We start from the raw sequence: 17,650 nt of genomic DNA, 5'->3' as shown, positions 1-17,650 counted from the left end.
GTTGGGGTCTTCTCTAACGAAATTGCGCAGCCCGCGCCTTGAGGGCGGTAATCTTCTGCTCGTCGAGCTCTCCCACCAGCGTCGCTTGCAACATGCCCTCGCCATCGAGCAGATAGCTGGTGGGCAGCCCGGTTGGGAGAGAGAAGGGGAGGTGCGCCTCTTTATCGGTGATCAGCAGCGGGACTTTGATGTGATGGCGACTGGCCAGTGCTCCCAGCTCGGCCGGGGTGGCAGGATCGTAACTGATCACCACCACGGCTATCTTGCCCTCCTGCGCCAGTGTCTCCAGCAGCGGCAATTCCCGCAGGCAGGGGGCGCACCAGGGCGCGAAGTAGTTGACCAAGAGCGGTTTGCCGGCAAACTGCGCCAGCGTCACCGGCTGGCCCTGGCCGTTGCTGAACTCGGGGGCCGGGGAGCAGGCTGTCAGCAGAGCCGCCACAATCAGCCAACAAATTCGTTTCATTTCCTGTGCCCTGCCGCTTACCCTGACCATCCGTTTCCCCTACAATAGCGCCGTTTCTTGTCCCATCTTGCCACATCAGGGAGTTACCATGAGCGAGACCCAAATCTACCACAATCCGCGCTGTTCAAAGAGCCGTGAAACCCTGGCCCTGCTGGAACAGCACGGGGTCGCCCCGGATGTGGTGCTCTATCTGGAGCAGGCGCCGAGTGAAGATGTCATTCGCACTCTGCTGACCCAACTGGGCTTTGCCGATCCGCGCCAGCTGATGCGCACCAAGGAAGATCTCTACAAAGAGCTGGGGCTGGCGGATCAGAGTGGCGATGCCCTCATTCGCGCCATGCACCAGCATCCCAAGCTCATCGAGCGCCCCATCGTCATCAAAGATGGCAAGGCTCGCATCGGCCGCCCTCCCGAGCAGGTGCTGGAGATCCTCAAGTGACCACTCGCTTCGCCCGTCTGCTGACCCTGGTCGGCTTCTTTGGCCTGCTGGGTTGGGTCATCCTCTGGCACCTGTTTCTCTCCCCCCACCCTGACCTCAATCCCTGGTTGCTGCCGGTGATCTGGACTGTGCCGCTCCTGTTCCCGCTCAAGGGCATAGTACAGGGCAACCCTTACGCCCACGCCTGGGGCAACTTCGTGCTGATGCCCTATTTCCTGCACGCCCTGACGCTGATCACCACGGATGAAGGGGAGCGTTGGCTGGCTGTGGTTGAACTGGTGTTCACCACACTGGCGTTTGTCGGCACCATCTATTACGCCCGCCTGCGTGGCCGGGAGCTGGGCCTCAGCATTCGCAAGAAGAAGGGTGAGCTGTCACAAGAAGAGAAATAAGGCACTGGTTCAGTGCGCCTTTATCTGCAAACCGGACCCTGGGGCCGGTTTTTTATGGCCGCAATCCCGCGTGGCCGCCCGTCTCGCGATAGTGGGCGAGCTGCTGCTCGCTAAATGCCATCAGCTGGGGATAGAAGCGCAGAAAGCCCAGCTCGCAGGTGTGCCAATCCATCTCATCCAGGGTGGTGAGGGCATTGCCGAGCAACACAGGGCGGCGCAGACGATGGCCTATGCCGTTGAGGGCACGGCCCAGCCCCTCTTTGTGACGATAGGAGGCAATCCAGTTCTGCTCCGCCATCCGTTTCAGTGCCGCTGGCAAGCCGTCTGCCAGCAGCAGGTGATCTGCCAAAAGCTGGTCATAGCTGTGCTGCAAAAAGCGGGGTAGAGGCTCTGCACAAAACTGTGACCAGTACACACTGAGCCAGTGGTCGTAGAGCATGTCCACCAGTATGCCGCCAAAGCGGCGCCAGGGCGCCTCAAAGCAGGCCACAGCTGCCCTGTGCTCCGGGTGTGCATCGGTGAAGGCATCAATCTTGCGATGCAGCCAGATCCCCTCGTCGAACTCGGGGGCGAGGGCGCTTGGCAGTGGTCCCTTGATAAAATCCCCCAGCAGATTGCCGGTGAGGGAACTTCGGGTATGGGCAGCCAGATGCAGATGAGCCAGATAATTCATGGGGCTAGGGTTGACCAGCAAATGAAAACTGAGGGTGAGCCTAGCGGATCCGGCTCTGCTTGCCTATGGCTGGCGAACCGGCGGCAAGGAGTTGGCACAAAAAAGCCCGACACTCGGGTCGGGCGTGATGAGGTTGGCAGGTTTAAATGGCCAGGAAGCCCAGGATCAGGATGGGGCCGAGCAGGCTCAGGATAAAGCCGGAGACAATCGCCACAGGTACTACCTGGATGCCACCGGATTTCTGAATGACCGGCAGGGTGAAGTCCAGCGCAGTGGCGCCACCGTAGCCGATGGCGGCAGAGGGGTGGCGGCGCATCAACATGGGGATGATGAGAATGGCGATAAGCTCGCGACCCAGATCGTTGATAAAGGCGGCGGAGCCGAGCACAGGCCCCAGCTTGTCGGCCACCAGAATGCCCGACAGCGAATACCAGCCGAAGCTGGAGCTGATCGCCAAGCCATGACTGAATGGCATGCCGAGCAACTGGGCTGCCAGCAGACTGCCCAGCCAGCTGCTGACGATGACGGTAAAGGCGATTTTCATGCCCCAGGGATTGAGCAGGATCTGGCGCAGTCGCATGCCGGAGTTGCGCATCTGCACCCCGATCAGCAGCAGCAACAACATCAGGGCCCACTCACTCAACTTGTCGATGGGCAAGATCCGCAGATCCACCAGCAGTCCCAACAGCACGCCCCCCAGCACCACGAAGCAGAGCTGAAGTGATTCCCACAGCAGGTGCAGCTTGCTCGGCATCTTGGCGTCACTCGCCTCATGGGTCGGCGGGCTGCGTTTGTCGAGCCACCAGAGCGCCAGCAGGTTGCAGAAGGTAATCGCGGCCAGCATGACACCGGCCACCTTGAAGATCACCGCCAGGTTGCTGCCCAGGTTCTCCACATAGGCGAGCCCCAGCCCCATCAGAAACAGGATGAGATAGACCATCTTGCCCAGCGACTGATTGACCAGCTTGATGAGCCGGGCGGAAGAGAGGGGGATCAGATAGCCGATTGCCAGCGGCAGCAAGATCAGCAATACATTGAGCAACATCGGGGCCTCGATCACAAAACTGATAAAAATGACACCTTATCACTACTTATTGGCTCTGTGTCACATATCTGTGGGTTTGGATGTTTCATCCGGGGCTTTTTTATCAAGTTGTTATGTTTTTGGTGCAAATCCATGCACTGATGTGGCGCAGTGGCTCGCCTTGGTGCAGCAGGAGAATTGACGAGTCAGCCCACTTTTCAACAAGATGCAAACATCCGCAGGGTGAATAAAGCTGCTTGGGTACGGTTATGACCATGATGCAGGAATTTTCTTGCCACCCTTGCGATGTGGGTATAAAAAGGCGGTGTTGCCGTACTGGTCTGGATAGGGTTTTATGCAGACAAAGTGCTGAAAAATACCGATTAGACCAATAAAAATACAGACAAAACACCAAAGACCACCGTTCTGTATTGTTTTTTGACTAGTCGAGTGATATTTTCGCTGAAGGTTGCCATCGGTTAACTTTTTGTTAAATGGACGATGGCTGAGTCACGCCGTAGCGGCGTCTAGGGACAGACAAGGTTGTAATGGATGAGCGACGTTGCCGCACTGGAAGTTCGTGAACTGCACAAGTATTTCGGCACCCACGAAGTGCTCAAGGGCATCGACATGACCGCCCACAAGGGAGACGTGATCTCCCTGATCGGCTCCTCCGGCTCGGGGAAGTCGACCTTTCTTCGCTGTATCAATTTGCTGGAAACACCCTCTTCCGGCACGGTTTCGCTTCATGGCGAGCTTATCCGGATGAAAACCAACCGGGCTGGCGAGCGGCTGGCGGAGGATGTGCGTCAGGTGGAGCGTATCCGTAGCCGTCTGGCCATGGTGTTTCAAAGTTTCAACCTCTGGTCGCACATGACCATCATGCAGAACATCATCGAAGTGCCTATCCAGGTGCTGAAGATCCCCCGCGCCGAAGCCATCGCCAAGGCGGAGCATCTGCTCAATCGGGTGGGCCTGTGGGAGCGCCGGGATTACTACCCGGGTCACCTCTCCGGCGGTCAGCAGCAGCGTGCGGCCATTGCCCGGGCGCTGGCGGTGGATCCCGAAGTGATGCTGTTTGACGAACCCACTTCTGCGCTCGATCCCGAGCTGGTGGGTGAGGTGCTCGGCCTGATGCGTGAGCTGGCCGAAGAGGGGCGCACCATGCTGGTGGTGACCCACGAGATGTCGTTTGCCCGTGATGTGTCGAACAAGGTAATGTTTTTGCATCAGGGGCGCGTGGAAGAGGAGGGCAACCCCAAGGAGATTTTCGCCCATCCCAAATCGGAACGGTTCAAGCAATTTATCTCTTCCATCTATTGATGGGCGGGATCCAACGTTAACAGTCGACGATTTTATCAAGGAGAGATACATGAACAAGCTGATGCTGGCGACTGCCATAGTGACTGCCCTGTCTTCCGGTAGCCTGATGGCCAAGGAGTGGAAAGAAGTGCGGATCGGGGTGGAAGGTGCTTATCCTCCCTTCTCCTGGACCGAGCCCAGTGGCGAAGTGAAAGGCTTTGACATCGATATCGCCAACGCCCTGTGCGCAGAGATGAAGGTCAAGTGCACCCTGGTCAAACAGGATTGGGACGGCATCATACCGGCGCTGCTGTCGCGCAAATATGACGCCATCATCGCCACCATGGACATCACGGAAGAGCGCAAGAAGAAGGTGGACTTTACCCAGAAGTACCAGCACATTCCGGCCCGCTTCGCCGCAAAGAAAGGCACTGACGTCCAGCTCGACAAGGCCTTCATGGATGGCAAGGCCGTGGCGGTGCAACGCGCTACCTCCATGGATACCTACATCACCGACAACTTCCCCAACGCCACCATCAAGCGTTACGGCACCGCCGATGAAGCCTACCTCGATCTGAAATCCGGTCGTGTCGACTATGTGCTGGCCGATTCCGCTGCCATCACGGATGGTCTGCTGAAAAAAGAGGGCGGTGACGGCTTTGAGTTCGTCGGCCCGAAACTGACCGATCCCAAGTGGTTTGGTGAGGGTGCCGGCATCGCCGTTCGCAAGGCTGACAAGGATCTGAAAGAGAAATTCAACACGGCGATCCTGGCCCTGCGCGCCAACGGCAAGTACAAGGAAATCAACGACAAGTACTTCGAGTTCGACGTTTACGGCGAGTAAGCAGATAGACGTTTACGGCGCGTAAGAAAGCGACGTCTACGGCGAATAACAACCGAACGTCGTCTACGGCGGATCATCAAAACCCCCTCCTGGCCTCCCCTTCACAAGGGGGAGGCGTTGCCAACTTCCTCCCTTGTATGAAAGAGCCAGGAGGAGGCTTGGGGTCCTTGCGGTGCCGACGGCGAACCAGGAACGACAGGCTGACTCCCATCAGTCGTCATATCGGGCCCGTTATCTCCTGCAAGGAGTGATGGGCCTGCTTGATTGCAATGGAGCTGCATATGTGTGGTTTTAAAGAATATGGAGCCTCTGCTTGGGAGGGGCGAGCCCACTCAATGTGCAATGGAGCTGCATATGTTTGATTTGAAAGGATACGAAGCCTCCCTGCTGGAGGGCGCCTGGGTCACTCTGGAAGTGGCGCTGGCCTCGCTGCTGCTGGCGCTGCTGCTGGGGATGCTGGGAGCGCTCGCCAAATTGTCGCCCTACAAGTGGGCCAGGGGCATTGCGACCACTTACACCACCGTCATTCGCGGCATTCCCGATCTGGTGCTGATGATGCTGCTGTTCTTCGGCGGCCAGGTGCTGATCAACAGCGTCTGTACCTGGGTCAACGAGACCTACAACAACTTCTTGCTCGAGAGCAATCCCAATCAGGAGTGGGTCTCCCTGCTGCCTGATTACATCGATATCAGTCCGTTTGCGGCCGGGGTCGCCACCATAGGTTTCATCTTCGGTGCCTACATGACGGAGACATTCCGCGGCGCCATCCTGGCGGTGGACAAGGGGGAGCTGGAAGCTGCTCGCGCCTTTGGCATGCGGGCAACCCAGGTCTTTGTCCGGATCCTGTTTCCCCAGATGATGCGCCACGCCCTGCCGGGGTTTGGCAACAACTGGCTGGTACTGCTCAAGACCACGGCGCTGGTCTCCATCATCGGCCTCGATGACATGGTGCGCAAAGCGTCCCTGGCGGCAGGCTCGACCCAGTTGCCCTTCACCTTTTACATGGCGGTGGCCCTGATCTTCCTGATCTTCACTGCGGTTTCCACCTCGGCACTGAAGTGGGCCGAGCGTCACTATGCGATAAAGACGAGGTAAGCCATGGATTTCTCAATCATTCTCAAAGAGTGGCCTACCTACTGGCAGGGGCTTTACACCACAGTGCTGCTGGTGGCGGCATCCCTCATACTCGGTCTGGCGCTGGCGGTACCCATGGGGATACTGCGCAACAGTCGCAACTGGCTGATCAAGGGGCCGATCTGGGCCTATATCTACTTCTTTCGTGGCACCCCCTTGCTGGTACAGCTCTTTATCATCTACTACGGCGCTGCCCAGTGGGAGTGGCTGAAAAACAGCGCAGCCTGGATCCTGTTTGCCGAAGCCTGGTTCTGCGCTTTGCTGGCGTTCACCCTCAATACCGGCGCCTACACCGCAGAGATAGTGCGCGGCGCCGTGCTCAACATGCCCAAGGGGCAGATTGAAGCGGCCAACGCCTTTGGCATGAGCCGCTGGCAAACCCTCACCCGCATCATTTTGCCCAACTCGTTTCGCCGTGCGCTGCCCGCCTACAGCAACGAGGTGATCTTCATGCTGCAGGGCTCGGCGGTGGCTGGCATCATCACCATCGTCGACCTGACCGGCGCCGCGCGGATCATCAACTCCCGCTACTACAGCCCGTTCGAGGCCTTCCTGACCGCTGGCCTGCTCTACATGCTGCTTACTTTCGTCATCGTCTGGCTGTTCAATAAGTGGGAAGCCCGCTGGCACGCCCACCTGCGCCCCCGCAGCCTGTAACGACCATAAAAAAAGCCCGCAATTGCGGGCTTTTTTGTGGGTGAGTGGTGGTCTAGAGCAGCGCCATCGGTGTCAGCATCTCCTCTGACAGCAAGCCAAAAGTACCCAGTGCACCTATGGCCCCGATGAGACAGGAAGATAGCCGGGAAGAGACCCCCTGCTTGGTGGGTGTTACTTGTTCACTGTGTCGATGGATCTTCTGCATCACTGCCATGGCGCTGAGTTCCAGATGGCGATAGAAGCTGGCATTGAGCTGGGTCAGATGCAGCAGGGATTGTCGCATGCGCTCGAAGGTGTCGCTGCACACCGGGCTCTGCTTGTGCCAGAACTTCTCAAGGGTGCCACGGGTGGTGAGACCCGGCAGATCGTACAGGGCGCGTCCCATGCAGAAGGTCGGCACATCGTGCAGCAGGGCGGAGAGGCCAACCGTGCTGTTGATGGTGATGACCCCCTTGAGCAGGGGATAGAGGGTCGGCAGCGGCAAGTCATAACCGTAGAACACCCGCCCTTCCAGCCCGAGCAGCGTCACCAGGCGGTTGATCTGGGACTGGTAGCTGACGTAACCCCTGTCCATGGGATGATGTTTGAACAGCAAGATATCCTCACTGCGAGCATGTCGGGCAAAGGAGTTCATCACCTGGGCGACCATCTCTTCCACTCCGCTCAGGTCAGAGTGCTCCCTTATCTGAAAATCTTCGGTGACCTGCAGGGGCACGAAGAAGATATGGCCCTTGTGTTGGGGCAAGGCTCTGAGCAGGCTGCGGTCAGACCATCTGTACCGCCACTTGACCAGACCGCCCGCCACCCAGCCTTTGGCCTCCTGATAGAGGCTCCAGGGTCTGTGATTGACAAAATGGGGGTAGCGCCAGTGAAACAGATTCTTGCTGATGTGATAGCGGCTGGCATACCAGGCGCGGCGACCAAAGGTCTTGCCCACCTGCAATGGCGCATCATAAGGGGCGGGCCACTGCATCTCGGCCAGCTGGTCACGTTTGGCATAAAGCGGGCTGAAGGCATTCACCCCCCCTTGCTCCAGCGTCACGTAGTCCGGGCGCAGATAACCCTCTTCCATGGCCCAGACGGCGATCTTCTTCAGCTTGCAGATGCGAATGGCCTGCAGATGGTAATAGCGGCAATCCCCATAGCAGATCAGGCTGTCGATACGATGGCGCTTGATGAAGCGGCGAAAGAAGGTATTCCAGGTGTCCGGCTTGCCGGTGAAACGCTCGTTGTGACCGACGCAAGGCCAGCACTCATCCCCGCCATTGAAATGGATCTTGTAAACCTCATGGCCCGCTTCGCTCAGGGTCTGGCTGAGGGTTTGAAAGAAGGGGCCAAGCGGTCCTTGCAACAACAAAATCTTCATGTACGGCTTATCTCATGAGCTGGGGGAGGGAGGGACGTTGCAGCAGCGTCTGTGTCAGATAACTCAACTTGATCTGCCAGCGCTGCCAGAGGCTCGACTTGCGGGTCGATGACTGCCCCTGCTCTGCCAGCTGGCGGATCAGCTGCTCCGGGCTTATCCAGAGCCCGGTCTGCCAATCGATATAGAGCGGATAGGCGACCAGCGTCAGATAGACCAGCGCCGCCAATGGCAGGCTGCGCTGGCGCCTGGCAGGGGGATGGGCATCTGTCGTCAGCCCCCAGCCACTGTAGAAGGGCTGACCCCAGGTCGTGACCTTGACACCCTGTACCAGCGCTTCAAACCCGCTGAGCGAGGTCATGGTATGCAGCTCATCCACGTGGGGATAGAGACTGGTCAGCCCTATGTCCAGCACCTGGCTGTCCACACACTCCGCCAGACAGGCAGCCGAGATGGCGCCCGCCCGATTACCGGCCACCACATCCGGGTGCGGCTTGAACAGAATGTGCGCCTCCGGTTTGGCCGCACGTACGGCCCACAGCAGTTGTTCATTGCTGCGAATTGTCGGGCTGCCGGTCAGGATAGAGGCATCCCCATCCACCTGGCCGACTACCAGCACCAAAGTGCGACCATCCGCAGGGGGGGTATAGTGCTGTGGCGCGCTTACGTTGTATTTGCTGACCCTGTGTTGGCGCAGCAGATCGATCAGTGCACTGCCCCGATTGACGTCGGCCTCGGTCAGCTGCTGGTAGTTGAGCAACTGTTCGAGCCCGCTTGGCATGCGGCTATCGAAATAGATCCCGACCGGATCGATGGACAAGGAGGAGGGGCGACAGAGGTTGGAGCCGAGCCCTCTTGATCGGATAAAGCCATCTTCCACCCGGATGGCCGAGGTCAGATCCGGATGGCGGCTGCCCCATACCAGCACCTGCTCATCGCCTGTCAGCCGCTTGGGCGGTGTGCGCACAAAGCGCAGCTCATCGGCCAGGTGGTGACAAAATGCCTGCATAAAGGCGCGCTTCCACAAGGAGAAACCAACCAGATAGAGTCTGCGCCAGCGCGGCGCAGCCTTCTGCTGACGGGCCACTATGGTCAATACCTCTTCCACCTCACAGCGCTGGCCCAGCACGGGATCCAGATAGCGCGGATAGAGGATAAGGGCGGCGGCCGCCAGCTGGGGCAGTGATACCTGAACCTTGCGTCGCTCGCACTGTTTGCTATCAAAAGTCAGCCCCCAACCGGCGTAAAATGGCATGCCGAAGCAATACACCGGCTTGCCGAGCAGCAAGGCCTCAAATCCGAGCTGGGAAGAGACGGTGTAGACAGCCTCCACCCGGTTGAGCAGGGCATGGGGATGGCAGTGTTCGGCAACCACTTCCACATCGTCCAGTTGCAGTCGGGCCAGCACGCCGCTCTTCTTGCCAAAGCGGGTGTCCGGGTGAGTGCGCAGCAAGAGGCGGGCATCGGGGTGATTGCGGCGTGCCGCTTCCACCATGGCCACAAAGTCCGCTTCACTGGCCAGCGCCCCTGGAATGGAGAGATCGCCGGCCACCTGATCCACCAGCAACACTCTGGGTCTGGCATCTTGCAACAGGCGCTGTGCCAGCGCGGCTGGCAAACCGCCATGCTCACCTCGTGCAGAAAGACCGGCAGAGGCATTACCCGCCGGGTGAGCCGGGCGTGAGGCGTAGCAGTTGTACTTGGTGACGCCGAGGCGCACCAGCTCACCCATCAGCCGCTGCGCCCGCTCAAGCATGGCGGCGTCACAGGGCGTTGCAATAAGCTGTTCAAGCTGGCTGGGTTGGCGTGCATCGTAATAGATGCCGACGGGGTCGGCGATAAGCGACACGGCCTTGCCACCGCGGGCAGGGTGGCCGATATAACCGATAAAGCCATCTTCCAGCTGCCAATAGGGCAGACCCAGGGCCTGGGCTGTTTGTTTAATCTGACGGGTATTGGCCTTCTGGCCCCAGCCCACCAGGGCATCACCGGGCTGGGGAGTGGCATCAGGGTTGAGACGCGCCAATGGCTGGTCCAGGCAGGCGCGGATCTGCGCGTCGCGGGCCAGTATGCCGCCAGATTGTGTCCATAGAGTCATGCAAGTTGCTCAGATAAAAAATGAAGTTCAGTGAGATGCGGGTTTGAACATTTCTCTTAAAAAGCTTGCGCCAGAGGAGGCGTTTGACAGTGAGCCCGTCCTGCCAGCGCAGCAGCCCTGGGAAGATACTGTGCCTCATAGGGTATAGGCTCCCTCAGTCACATTCCATTATTTAGTCATTCAGTGTTAATTGATTTTTAGCAAACATGACGACTCAGAGTTTAACTTGCCAATCCCTATCATATTTTATATTAAAGTGCTCTAGTACTGGCTGGTTTATAGATTGCCATCTTCTAATGCCAACTTTTTTAATCGATATGGAGTTTTTTATTGTTAATGAAAAGAATCCATCCTCGTTAAAATTATCAATGTATTTATATGGGCATTGTAACGAATCGGAATACCATAACCCAGCTTCCTTTAATTTTATGGTGGCTAACTCATGACACTCAAACAGCAATATTGCCGGTTTTTTATCGTTGTCAGGGCATAGATTGGATAATAAAATGGAGAATTTTATTTCACTGTTGTAAGCAGCATCATCTATATCAAACCATAAAGTATTATCGCTAAGGTTAAGTTTATTTTCTTGGTTTCTTGTTGAAATATGTGTGGTTTCAGTTTCAGTGAAATTACTCAGTGCAAATGATACTTCATTTAAAAATTCACTTTGATTAGAAATGCTGGAGTGGCCGTCCTCATGATTGAACAATCGAACATGTAGCTTGTTTTTATAATTACCAACATCTCGTGTCATTTTAACATAAAGATCATGGAATGGAATGTAATGATTATTTAAATGAAATGTATCCTGAGTGTTTTGTATATATATTACATTGGGTAAATATGATGTTCTTTTTATAGCTTCTAGAATTGAAAATCTATCCAAATAAGTGAGAACTGATTCATGTATAGCATTATTAATAGAAAAGAAATTATTTAACACTGTTTCATGTGGTTTCTTATTGTATTTTAAAATATTAGTTTGTGGGTTGAGGGCAATCGCTGTAGATCCACGGAGTTTTATGGCCGCCATAATGGCAGCAAAACCACCGCCAGATGAACCATAAAAAACAACTCTATTAAGAGGGATGTTAAACTTATCACAGACATGTAAAAGTATTTTATTTATTATGTCCTGAATATCCGTGTCCTTGGTTCCAATGTACCATCCCAAGTTAGTTAGTCTTGTGCAGGAGACAATTGGATCATCAAATGAAATAAACGAAGTGCCAGTATTGTATCCCCAACTCCATCTTGAATATATTTTTTTACCATCTAGCGGACTAGTTGTTGCCCCGTTAAAAAATACAACAACCTTATCTGTATCATTCTTTATATAGTATAAGCCTGATAGTGTCAAAGAGTCATCTATTTTCAATTCACATATGGTAGCATCTTCACGCTGGATGTTTATGTTGCATATATGATCAACTGCTAACGTTTTAAATGATTTCATGTTTACAACCGAAAGCCACTTTAAAGTATAATTAAGGGAGAATGACAGATAATATTTTAATAGTTATTGAAATATTCAGTGCCGTATCTATCTCAGTACCAAGAATCGGTAGAGAATGACTGGTATTGCTCTTAATCTTATTTTTGTTAATTATTTGGATGGTAATTGATCTCAGTGAGATGCGGGTTTGAACATGTCTCTGAAAAAAGCACGTGGGTTGAGGTAAAGCTTGCGCAGTTTTCGCCACAGGGGGCGCTTGGGGCCTATGCCATCCTGCCAGCGCAACAGCCCCGGGTAGTCACGGACGGGATAACCCGCCTCTTCCTGCAAACGGATCATCCACTCCCGAAAGTCCGGCAGCTCTCCATTGAGGTCATTGCAGGGCATGATCGCTCCTTTCAAGGGGCCTCGCTCTGACTCGGAGCGTGACAGCATCTGTTCCAGCAGCTGATCGTTGCCCGCCCTGCGCTTGTGATAGGGGTGCGTCAGGGGGCGGGGGTGCCACTGATGCACCAGAAACCGGCCGGCAAACAGATGGGGCAGGGCATAATAACTGAAATAACGGCGAAATCCCTGATAATTCCCCGGGTGCTGCGCCTTGATATTCAAGCCATAATCATCGGGCCTTGGCCCTATGGGATAATGGCGAGTCAGCCGGTCAATCAGTTCCAGATCCTCGCCACCGTGGCCGACAAACTGTTCGTCAAAGCCTCCTAACTGCAAAAACCACTCGCGCTGGATCAGCAAGCAACTGCTGGCCAGGGCAATCCCCTCCACCCTGTGATTTTCACCGCGCAGAAAGGATTCGAGGCAGCCTTGAAAATCCCCGTCAAACCGCTCTGTTTCTTCCTTGGTTAGATAGAGACAGGGGTACATCTCAAACTCATATAGTCGATGTTGAGTTAGGGGATGAACTCTATTTGATAAATAAGAAACTAATGTCGGGCTGGACAATAAATCTACATCCAACAAGAAAATATATTTTCCTGTTGCATTATTTATTAATTCATTTCTAGCTTTCCCTGGTGAGAAAATCCCCTCTGGATTGAGGAGAGGGGAAACGATTATGTTATGGGTATGCTCACCATTAAGGTGAGCTTTACATTGCTGTAGTCGGTTCTTTCTGATGGGATCGGATGCTTGGTTACTTAACGTGCATGGGATTATGATGTCAAGGTAACTAGACATATTATAGAGCTATCTTATAATGAGAGTTAAAATGGTTTGTAACTACCAAGAACTCATCCGAATTGTTTTTTGCATACGGTTTTAGACCAAACATTATATATTGTTGATAGAAATTAGACTTTAGGCCTTCAGGCAGACTAAAGTAAAAATTGGTATTTATTTTATCAGTGATTCCTGTCATTTAAAGGACTCTCTAGAGATCTGTTCTAAAATGCTAGTTGCGGTGCCGACATCTCCAGCTTGACTCATATAGTGGATTCCTTCAATCTTTGAAAGTGCGCTCTCTTCTTCAACAATTGCCCATATAGAAGATTTAACCCCCATGTAGTCACTGAGTTTTGAAGGAAGATAAGGATTAATTCCCTTTTCTTTTTTTACTATTGAGTCGTTAACTATTAGGCAATCAAACACATTGATTACTTTGAGAAAATCCAAATAATCCAAATAACCATTAATCTTAATGTATTCACTAAGATCATTGTCTTTAACAAAGGCTGTAGCATCATCCTTCTGCTCTGTGAAAACATGGAGAATAATATTTTTTTGCCCATTATTCTTATAGGCTTTTAAAGCCTGAACTACATCGTCTAGGTTTCTTTTAGAGTAAAATGCTCCAAAGTAACCTATATTTTTTACTGAGTTATCTATAGGGTAATTAGCACTTCCAAGAGTGTAATAGAATGATTTCAATGTTGGATGTTGTGAGATAATTGATTTATCTAACGCGATTTTTCTAATCTTTTCATCGCTAATCTTTGACAGCATATAGTCGCGTTGATTAGTACAAGTGAAAATTATTTCATCAGCATACAGATAAGGTAGGAGTTCACACCAAAAATAGAGATTGTCATTATCTTTGTACTTTAAGAGAAGGGAATCGATCTTTTCTGATTTACCGAATACATTCTCGTTGATAAAGTCGAGGTCTAGTTTTGCATATCTTTCTTGGGACTTAATATCCCACTGTATTGGATCAGAAAATTCTGCTATCCATTTTAGTTCTGGTTTAGCTCTTTTTACCAAAAATGCAGCAAAGTGTGATGCTGGCCACATTGCCCTACTATATATCGATTCATAGGCAGACTGTTTTCGTGTAGCCCACTTTAGCGTTTCGAGAGCAAAACTATATATACCTGACCAATTAGCAAAGGTAGATGGCGTGTTGACAACTTTTCTTTGTTCTATAAGATCGTTGACGAGCAGATTAAGATCGTTAGAAACACTTCTCACTTTGCTCATATTGTTATGTACAACATCAACAACTTTTCCTTCAGCTCTGAGCCGCTTTGCCATAACACAAGCACTTGTATCTACATACGGCGGGAAGCAATAGGATATGACTAAAGACTTTGCTTTCCCTCTATTTATTACTTCATATGAAAAGTCCTCAAGCGATAGGGCCTTCAGCTCTAGAAGCAACTCTTCTTTATATTCTGGTGATTCATCGAGGAATTTTTTAATAAATGTACACTGAGCATTTATTTTTGACTGGATAAAACTTACTTGTTTGCCATCGTCAGTGATGGCTTGTAGTGCCTTTAGTTCTTTTATAACCTGAAGCCGTTGACGAACACAGAAATCAAAGGTGGATTTTTGTCGTGATACAGAGTTTTGAGTTATTCGCCTAATATAGAAAGCATTATCTGATTCTGCAACCGCTCTGATTTCTGGTTTAAATTTCGCCATGTAGTCACAAAAGAATACAACGTCTTCACCACTGCGTAGATGTGGTACAAAATTGACCTTTTTAAGGTGATGAGTAGGTAATAGTTTGCATGCAATCATAGTTGTAATTGCAGTGACATCATTGTAAGAAATGAATGGCTTAGTTGATGCTAGCAAATATTGGTTGTTGGCACTGTTATCTTTAATTACATCCCCAAGTTCGTTAATGTCATGGATACCACCTATAACAATAGCGCTAGGATCCCTTTTGTTATACAAAGCTTGGATATAGTTCTCAGACAACATGTCATCGTTATCGAGGAAAAGTGTGAACTTCCTGTCAGCATAGCCAATACCAACGTTTCTTGCATTTGATGCACTAGGGATAGACTCATGATGTACGACTATATCCATATCCCTATGGTTTTTTTTAAATTTCTCATACAGAGAGAGTGAACTCGTGTCATCACCGTTAACGATGATAACAACTTGCATCAATGATTTTGAAAGTGACTGCTCAACAATCGAGTTAAGCATATCAGGTATGGTCTCATTTCCCTTAAAGCTAGGGATAATAATACTTACCCCGTCTTTTAAAGATATGAACTCTTCATCAGCATCATGGTTAATTGAATTGCTTGTTTCTGAGGCTGATTCAAAACGGTTTAAGACTCTAATTTCATTTTTGGACTGCCAAGTTTGGAGGCCAATTAGTATTGTGCCTACTACAGAAGGTGGGGTAAGTATCAGTTGTGCCTTACTTTCTTCGTCTATAGTATCAAGATACACATATCTTCCTACTGTGGCGGATATGTAGGTATTGGAAATCTCCCCAGATATATCATTACCATCCATACCCAAGTATCTGATGCGGGCAAGAAGGTCCTTGTATTTAACATTTTCTGATTTATGAAGCGAGAATAAAAGTCGGATTTCACCAGAATCATGCGGTGTAAAGCTGAACCAAGATGGTCCCTTATCTAGTGGTAAGTATTCATCCTCATTAAGAGTCGGAATTATCTTTAGAGATGAATCAGAGTATCTGTGGGTAACGCTAAGGTTGCTTTTAAAAGAGGGGGAGGCCGGCATTATTACAGCACTATCAGGCGCTCGGCGCGCTTTTGCAGTCTTTTTAATTGCGGATAGTTTTTTGAACAAAGATAATAAACTTTCATTGTTCTTGCGGTACATTATTAATGTGTTTCCCAGCAAGAAAGAAAGCGAGCTTTTTACTTTTATAGTCCGTTCTTTTTCTTTTTCTAGTTCTATTTGTAGCTCATAATTCTGTCTTTCTAATGTGTAGATTTGTTCTCGGAAAGCATTAAAAATAGACTTGTTTAGACTCGTCCTCTCAAGAGAACTGATCAAGTGTTGATTTTCGGCGATCAGTGGTTTTAAGTAGTCATGTTGATTTCTTTGAGAAAGTTTAGAAAGTGTATGAATATGGTCTTGTTGATTCATTATTTCACTGTGAATCTGAACAAGCTGTGTCCTTAATGAAGTGATGGACTGTTCATCTACAATATTATATATTTGATGGGGTGGCGCAGTTGTTATTAAGGGGCTTTGAGTATTCAGAGACGCTACAATGTTCTTTTTTAAAAGTTTCTTTTTTTGCCGTGCATTCATAGTAAAAATAGTGGGCATTAACACCCACTTTTCCTTATAAAGTTGTTTTTATGCGTTAACAAAATTTAGGATTTTTGCATTTTTGATATCAGATGCGTTGATGCCAATAAACTGCTTGTGCTTGACAAGAATGAGCACTAAATCAGCACTATTTAATGCATCAGAAACCGATGCCAGCTTGACGTTATTACGATTTTCCAGCGCAGCCGGCAGCGCTTCAATATTGGGTTCCACCGCCAGGATCTGATAGGCCGGGTTATTGGCCAGGGTCTTGGTGATATCCAGGGCCGGGCTTTCGCGCAGATCATCGATGTCCGGCTTGAATGCCAACCCCAGGCAGGCGATCTTCGGGTTGTTGATACCGGCGATCGCACTTTCTACCTGCTCCACCACATAGTGGGGTTTGTAATCATTGACCAGACGCGCCTGGTGGATCATGCGGGCCGTGTCCGGGTTCTGGTTGACGATGAACCAGGGATCGACGGCGATGCAGTGACCACCCACGCCGCAGCCTGGCTGCAAAATATTGACACGGGGGTGGCGGTTGGCCAGGGAGATAAGCTCCCACACATTGATACCCTGCTTGTCACAGATGAGGGACAGTTCGTTGGCAAAGGCGATATTGACGTCACGGAAGGCGTTTTCGGTCAGCTTGCTCATTTCGGCAGTGCGCGCTTCGGTCGCGATGCACTCGCCCTTTTTGACAAACATCTTGTAGACCTGGGTGGCAGCGGCAGTACTGGCTGCGTCCATGCCACCGATAATGCGATCGTTCTCAACCAGCTCGCGGATCACCTGACCGGGCAGTACGCGCTCCGGGCAGTGCGCCACAAAGATATCAGGGGTCTGGCCTTCAGCAACGGTATGCGGGAAGGTCAGATCGCTGCGTTCTTCGGCCAACCACTTGGCCATCTGCTCGGTCGCGCCGACCGGTGACGTGGATTCCAGCACCACCAGGTTGCCTTTTTCCAGCATGGGGGCCAGTGCGCGGGAGGCGCTCTCGATATATCTCAGGTCCGGCTCATGATCTTCGCCCTTGAACGGGGTCGGTACGGCGATCAGGAAGGCATCAGCCTTCTGCGGGCTGGTGTGGGCGCTCAGATGGCCATCTTGCACGGCTTGCTTGACCAGGTCTTCCAGACCCGGCTCAACAATGTGGATCTTGCCCTGGTTGATGGTGTCTACCGCATGCTGGTTGACATCCACACCTACGACACGAATGCCGTTGCTGGCGATGACTGCTGCAGTTGGCAAACCGATATAACCCAGACCAACAACGGAGATGGTTTCAAATTTCATTATTTTGTGCTCTCGATAGTA

15 protein-coding genes are annotated in these 17,650 nt (G+C 51.6%); 6 read left to right on the top strand and 9 right to left on the bottom strand.

Annotation, left to right across the window (positions count from 1 at the left end; all coding sequences use genetic code 11):
- Nucleotides 1-13: 13 nt before the first annotated feature.
- Nucleotides 14-493: a TlpA family protein disulfide reductase gene (locus ONZ54_RS14400; protein ID WP_271786501.1), complete on the bottom strand. Its 480-nt coding sequence runs from the start codon at nt 491-493 to the stop codon at nt 14-16.
- Nucleotides 494-551: 58 nt separating this feature from the next.
- On the opposite strand from ONZ54_RS14400, the gene arsC reads away from it, so the two are divergent.
- Both arsC and ONZ54_RS14390 read left to right on the top strand, forming a co-directional pair.
- The gene (gene arsC / locus ONZ54_RS14395) at nt 552-902 is read left to right on the top strand and encodes an arsenate reductase (glutaredoxin) (RefSeq protein ID WP_096118469.1); all 351 of its coding nucleotides are present in this window, start codon (nt 552-554) and stop codon (nt 900-902) included.
- Nucleotides 899-1,294, top strand: coding sequence for a DUF2069 domain-containing protein (locus ONZ54_RS14390; protein WP_271786500.1), 396 nt, complete (start codon nt 899-901; stop codon nt 1,292-1,294). Before arsC ends, ONZ54_RS14390 begins: the two co-directional genes overlap by 4 nt.
- A 52-nt stretch (nt 1,295-1,346) precedes the next feature.
- Here ONZ54_RS14390 and ONZ54_RS14385 read toward each other — a convergent pair whose 3' ends face one another.
- Together ONZ54_RS14385 and ONZ54_RS14380 are read right to left on the bottom strand one after the other, a co-directional pair.
- The gene (locus ONZ54_RS14385) at nt 1,347-1,967 is read right to left on the bottom strand and encodes an acyl carrier protein phosphodiesterase (protein WP_271786499.1); all 621 of its coding nucleotides are present in this window, start codon (nt 1,965-1,967) and stop codon (nt 1,347-1,349) included.
- 142 nt (nt 1,968-2,109) lie between these two features.
- Nucleotides 2,110-3,012, bottom strand: a complete 903-nt coding sequence (locus ONZ54_RS14380) for a LysO family transporter (protein WP_034523538.1) — start codon at nt 3,010-3,012, stop codon at nt 2,110-2,112.
- Nucleotides 3,013-3,543: 531 nt separating this feature from the next.
- Here ONZ54_RS14380 and ONZ54_RS14375 point away from each other — a divergent pair.
- The 4 genes from ONZ54_RS14375 (at nt 3,544) to ONZ54_RS14360 (ending at nt 6,928) form a co-directional block, all read left to right on the top strand.
- Nucleotides 3,544-4,314, top strand: a complete 771-nt coding sequence (locus ONZ54_RS14375; RefSeq protein ID WP_005310133.1) for an ABC transporter ATP-binding protein — start codon at nt 3,544-3,546, stop codon at nt 4,312-4,314.
- A 49-nt stretch (nt 4,315-4,363) separates the two neighbouring features.
- Nucleotides 4,364-5,137 (top strand): ABC transporter substrate-binding protein, encoded by a 774-nt coding sequence (locus ONZ54_RS14370; protein ID WP_005310135.1) that lies wholly within the window; start codon nt 4,364-4,366, stop codon nt 5,135-5,137.
- A gap of 354 nt (nt 5,138-5,491) precedes the next feature.
- The gene (locus ONZ54_RS14365; protein ID WP_005310137.1) at nt 5,492-6,232 is read left to right on the top strand and encodes an ABC transporter permease; all 741 of its coding nucleotides are present in this window, start codon (nt 5,492-5,494) and stop codon (nt 6,230-6,232) included.
- Nucleotides 6,233-6,235: 3 nt separating this feature from the next.
- A complete protein-coding gene (locus ONZ54_RS14360) occupies nt 6,236-6,928 on the top strand; it encodes an ABC transporter permease (protein WP_271786498.1) in 693 nt (230 codons plus the stop codon).
- A gap of 52 nt (nt 6,929-6,980) precedes the next feature.
- On the opposite strand, the gene ONZ54_RS14355 is transcribed toward ONZ54_RS14360, so the two are convergent.
- The 6 genes from ONZ54_RS14355 to wecC form a co-directional block, all read right to left on the bottom strand.
- On the bottom strand, nt 6,981-8,294 hold the full coding sequence (locus ONZ54_RS14355; RefSeq protein WP_271786497.1) for a capsule biosynthesis protein: 1,314 nt from the start codon (nt 8,292-8,294) through the stop codon (nt 6,981-6,983).
- A 7-nt stretch (nt 8,295-8,301) separates the two neighbouring features.
- Nucleotides 8,302-10,389 (bottom strand): capsular polysaccharide biosynthesis protein, encoded by a 2,088-nt coding sequence (locus ONZ54_RS14350; RefSeq protein WP_271786496.1) that lies wholly within the window; start codon nt 10,387-10,389, stop codon nt 8,302-8,304.
- Between the two features lie 214 nt (nt 10,390-10,603).
- Nucleotides 10,604-11,848, bottom strand: coding sequence for an alpha/beta hydrolase family protein (locus tag ONZ54_RS14345; RefSeq protein ID WP_271786495.1), 1,245 nt, complete (start codon nt 11,846-11,848; stop codon nt 10,604-10,606).
- Nucleotides 11,849-12,019: 171 nt separating this feature from the next.
- Nucleotides 12,020-13,036, bottom strand: a complete 1,017-nt coding sequence (locus tag ONZ54_RS14340; protein WP_271786494.1) for a galactosyltransferase-related protein — start codon at nt 13,034-13,036, stop codon at nt 12,020-12,022.
- A gap of 177 nt (nt 13,037-13,213) precedes the next feature.
- Nucleotides 13,214-16,348 carry a glycosyltransferase gene (locus ONZ54_RS14335; RefSeq protein WP_271788288.1) on the bottom strand — a complete coding sequence of 1,045 codons (3,135 nt, stop codon included), beginning with the start codon at nt 16,346-16,348 and terminating at the stop codon, nt 13,214-13,216.
- Nucleotides 16,349-16,378: 30 nt separating this feature from the next.
- Nucleotides 16,379-17,629: a UDP-N-acetyl-D-mannosamine dehydrogenase gene (gene wecC, locus ONZ54_RS14330; RefSeq protein ID WP_271786493.1), complete on the bottom strand. Its 1,251-nt coding sequence runs from the start codon at nt 17,627-17,629 to the stop codon at nt 16,379-16,381.
- Between the last annotated feature and the right edge of the window lie 21 nt (nt 17,630-17,650).

The sequence above is a fragment of the Aeromonas salmonicida genome (assembly GCF_028355655.1).
Taxonomy (GTDB): Bacteria; Pseudomonadota; Gammaproteobacteria; order Enterobacterales; family Aeromonadaceae; genus Aeromonas; species Aeromonas salmonicida.
Note: the sequence above shows the minus strand (reverse complement) of the source record. Positions and strands in the feature narration are given on the sequence as shown.

Coding starts and splice junctions, on each gene's coding strand:
- ONZ54_RS14400 (WP_271786501.1), bottom strand. CDS start 493: ATGGTCAGGGTAAGCGGCAGGGCACAGGAAATGAAACGAATTTGTTGG.
- arsC (WP_096118469.1), top strand. CDS start 552: ATGAGCGAGACCCAAATCTACCACAATCCGCGCTGTTCAAAGAGCCGT.
- ONZ54_RS14360 (WP_271786498.1), top strand. CDS start 6,236: ATGGATTTCTCAATCATTCTCAAAGAGTGGCCTACCTACTGGCAGGGG.
- ONZ54_RS14340 (WP_271786494.1), bottom strand. CDS start 13,036: ATGTCTAGTTACCTTGACATCATAATCCCATGCACGTTAAGTAACCAA.
- ONZ54_RS14350 (WP_271786496.1), bottom strand. CDS start 10,389: ATGACTCTATGGACACAATCTGGCGGCATACTGGCCCGCGACGCGCAG.
- ONZ54_RS14355 (WP_271786497.1), bottom strand. CDS start 8,294: ATGAAGATTTTGTTGTTGCAAGGACCGCTTGGCCCCTTCTTTCAAACC.
- ONZ54_RS14345 (WP_271786495.1), bottom strand. CDS start 11,848: ATGAAATCATTTAAAACGTTAGCAGTTGATCATATATGCAACATAAAC.
- ONZ54_RS14370 (WP_005310135.1), top strand. CDS start 4,364: ATGAACAAGCTGATGCTGGCGACTGCCATAGTGACTGCCCTGTCTTCC.
- ONZ54_RS14385 (WP_271786499.1), bottom strand. CDS start 1,967: ATGAATTATCTGGCTCATCTGCATCTGGCTGCCCATACCCGAAGTTCC.
- ONZ54_RS14335 (WP_271788288.1), bottom strand. CDS start 16,348: ATGCCCACTATTTTTACTATGAATGCACGGCAAAAAAAGAAACTTTTA.
- ONZ54_RS14380 (WP_034523538.1), bottom strand. CDS start 3,012: ATGTTGCTCAATGTATTGCTGATCTTGCTGCCGCTGGCAATCGGCTAT.
- wecC (WP_271786493.1), bottom strand. CDS start 17,629: ATGAAATTTGAAACCATCTCCGTTGTTGGTCTGGGTTATATCGGTTTG.
- ONZ54_RS14365 (WP_005310137.1), top strand. CDS start 5,492: ATGTTTGATTTGAAAGGATACGAAGCCTCCCTGCTGGAGGGCGCCTGG.
- ONZ54_RS14375 (WP_005310133.1), top strand. CDS start 3,544: ATGAGCGACGTTGCCGCACTGGAAGTTCGTGAACTGCACAAGTATTTC.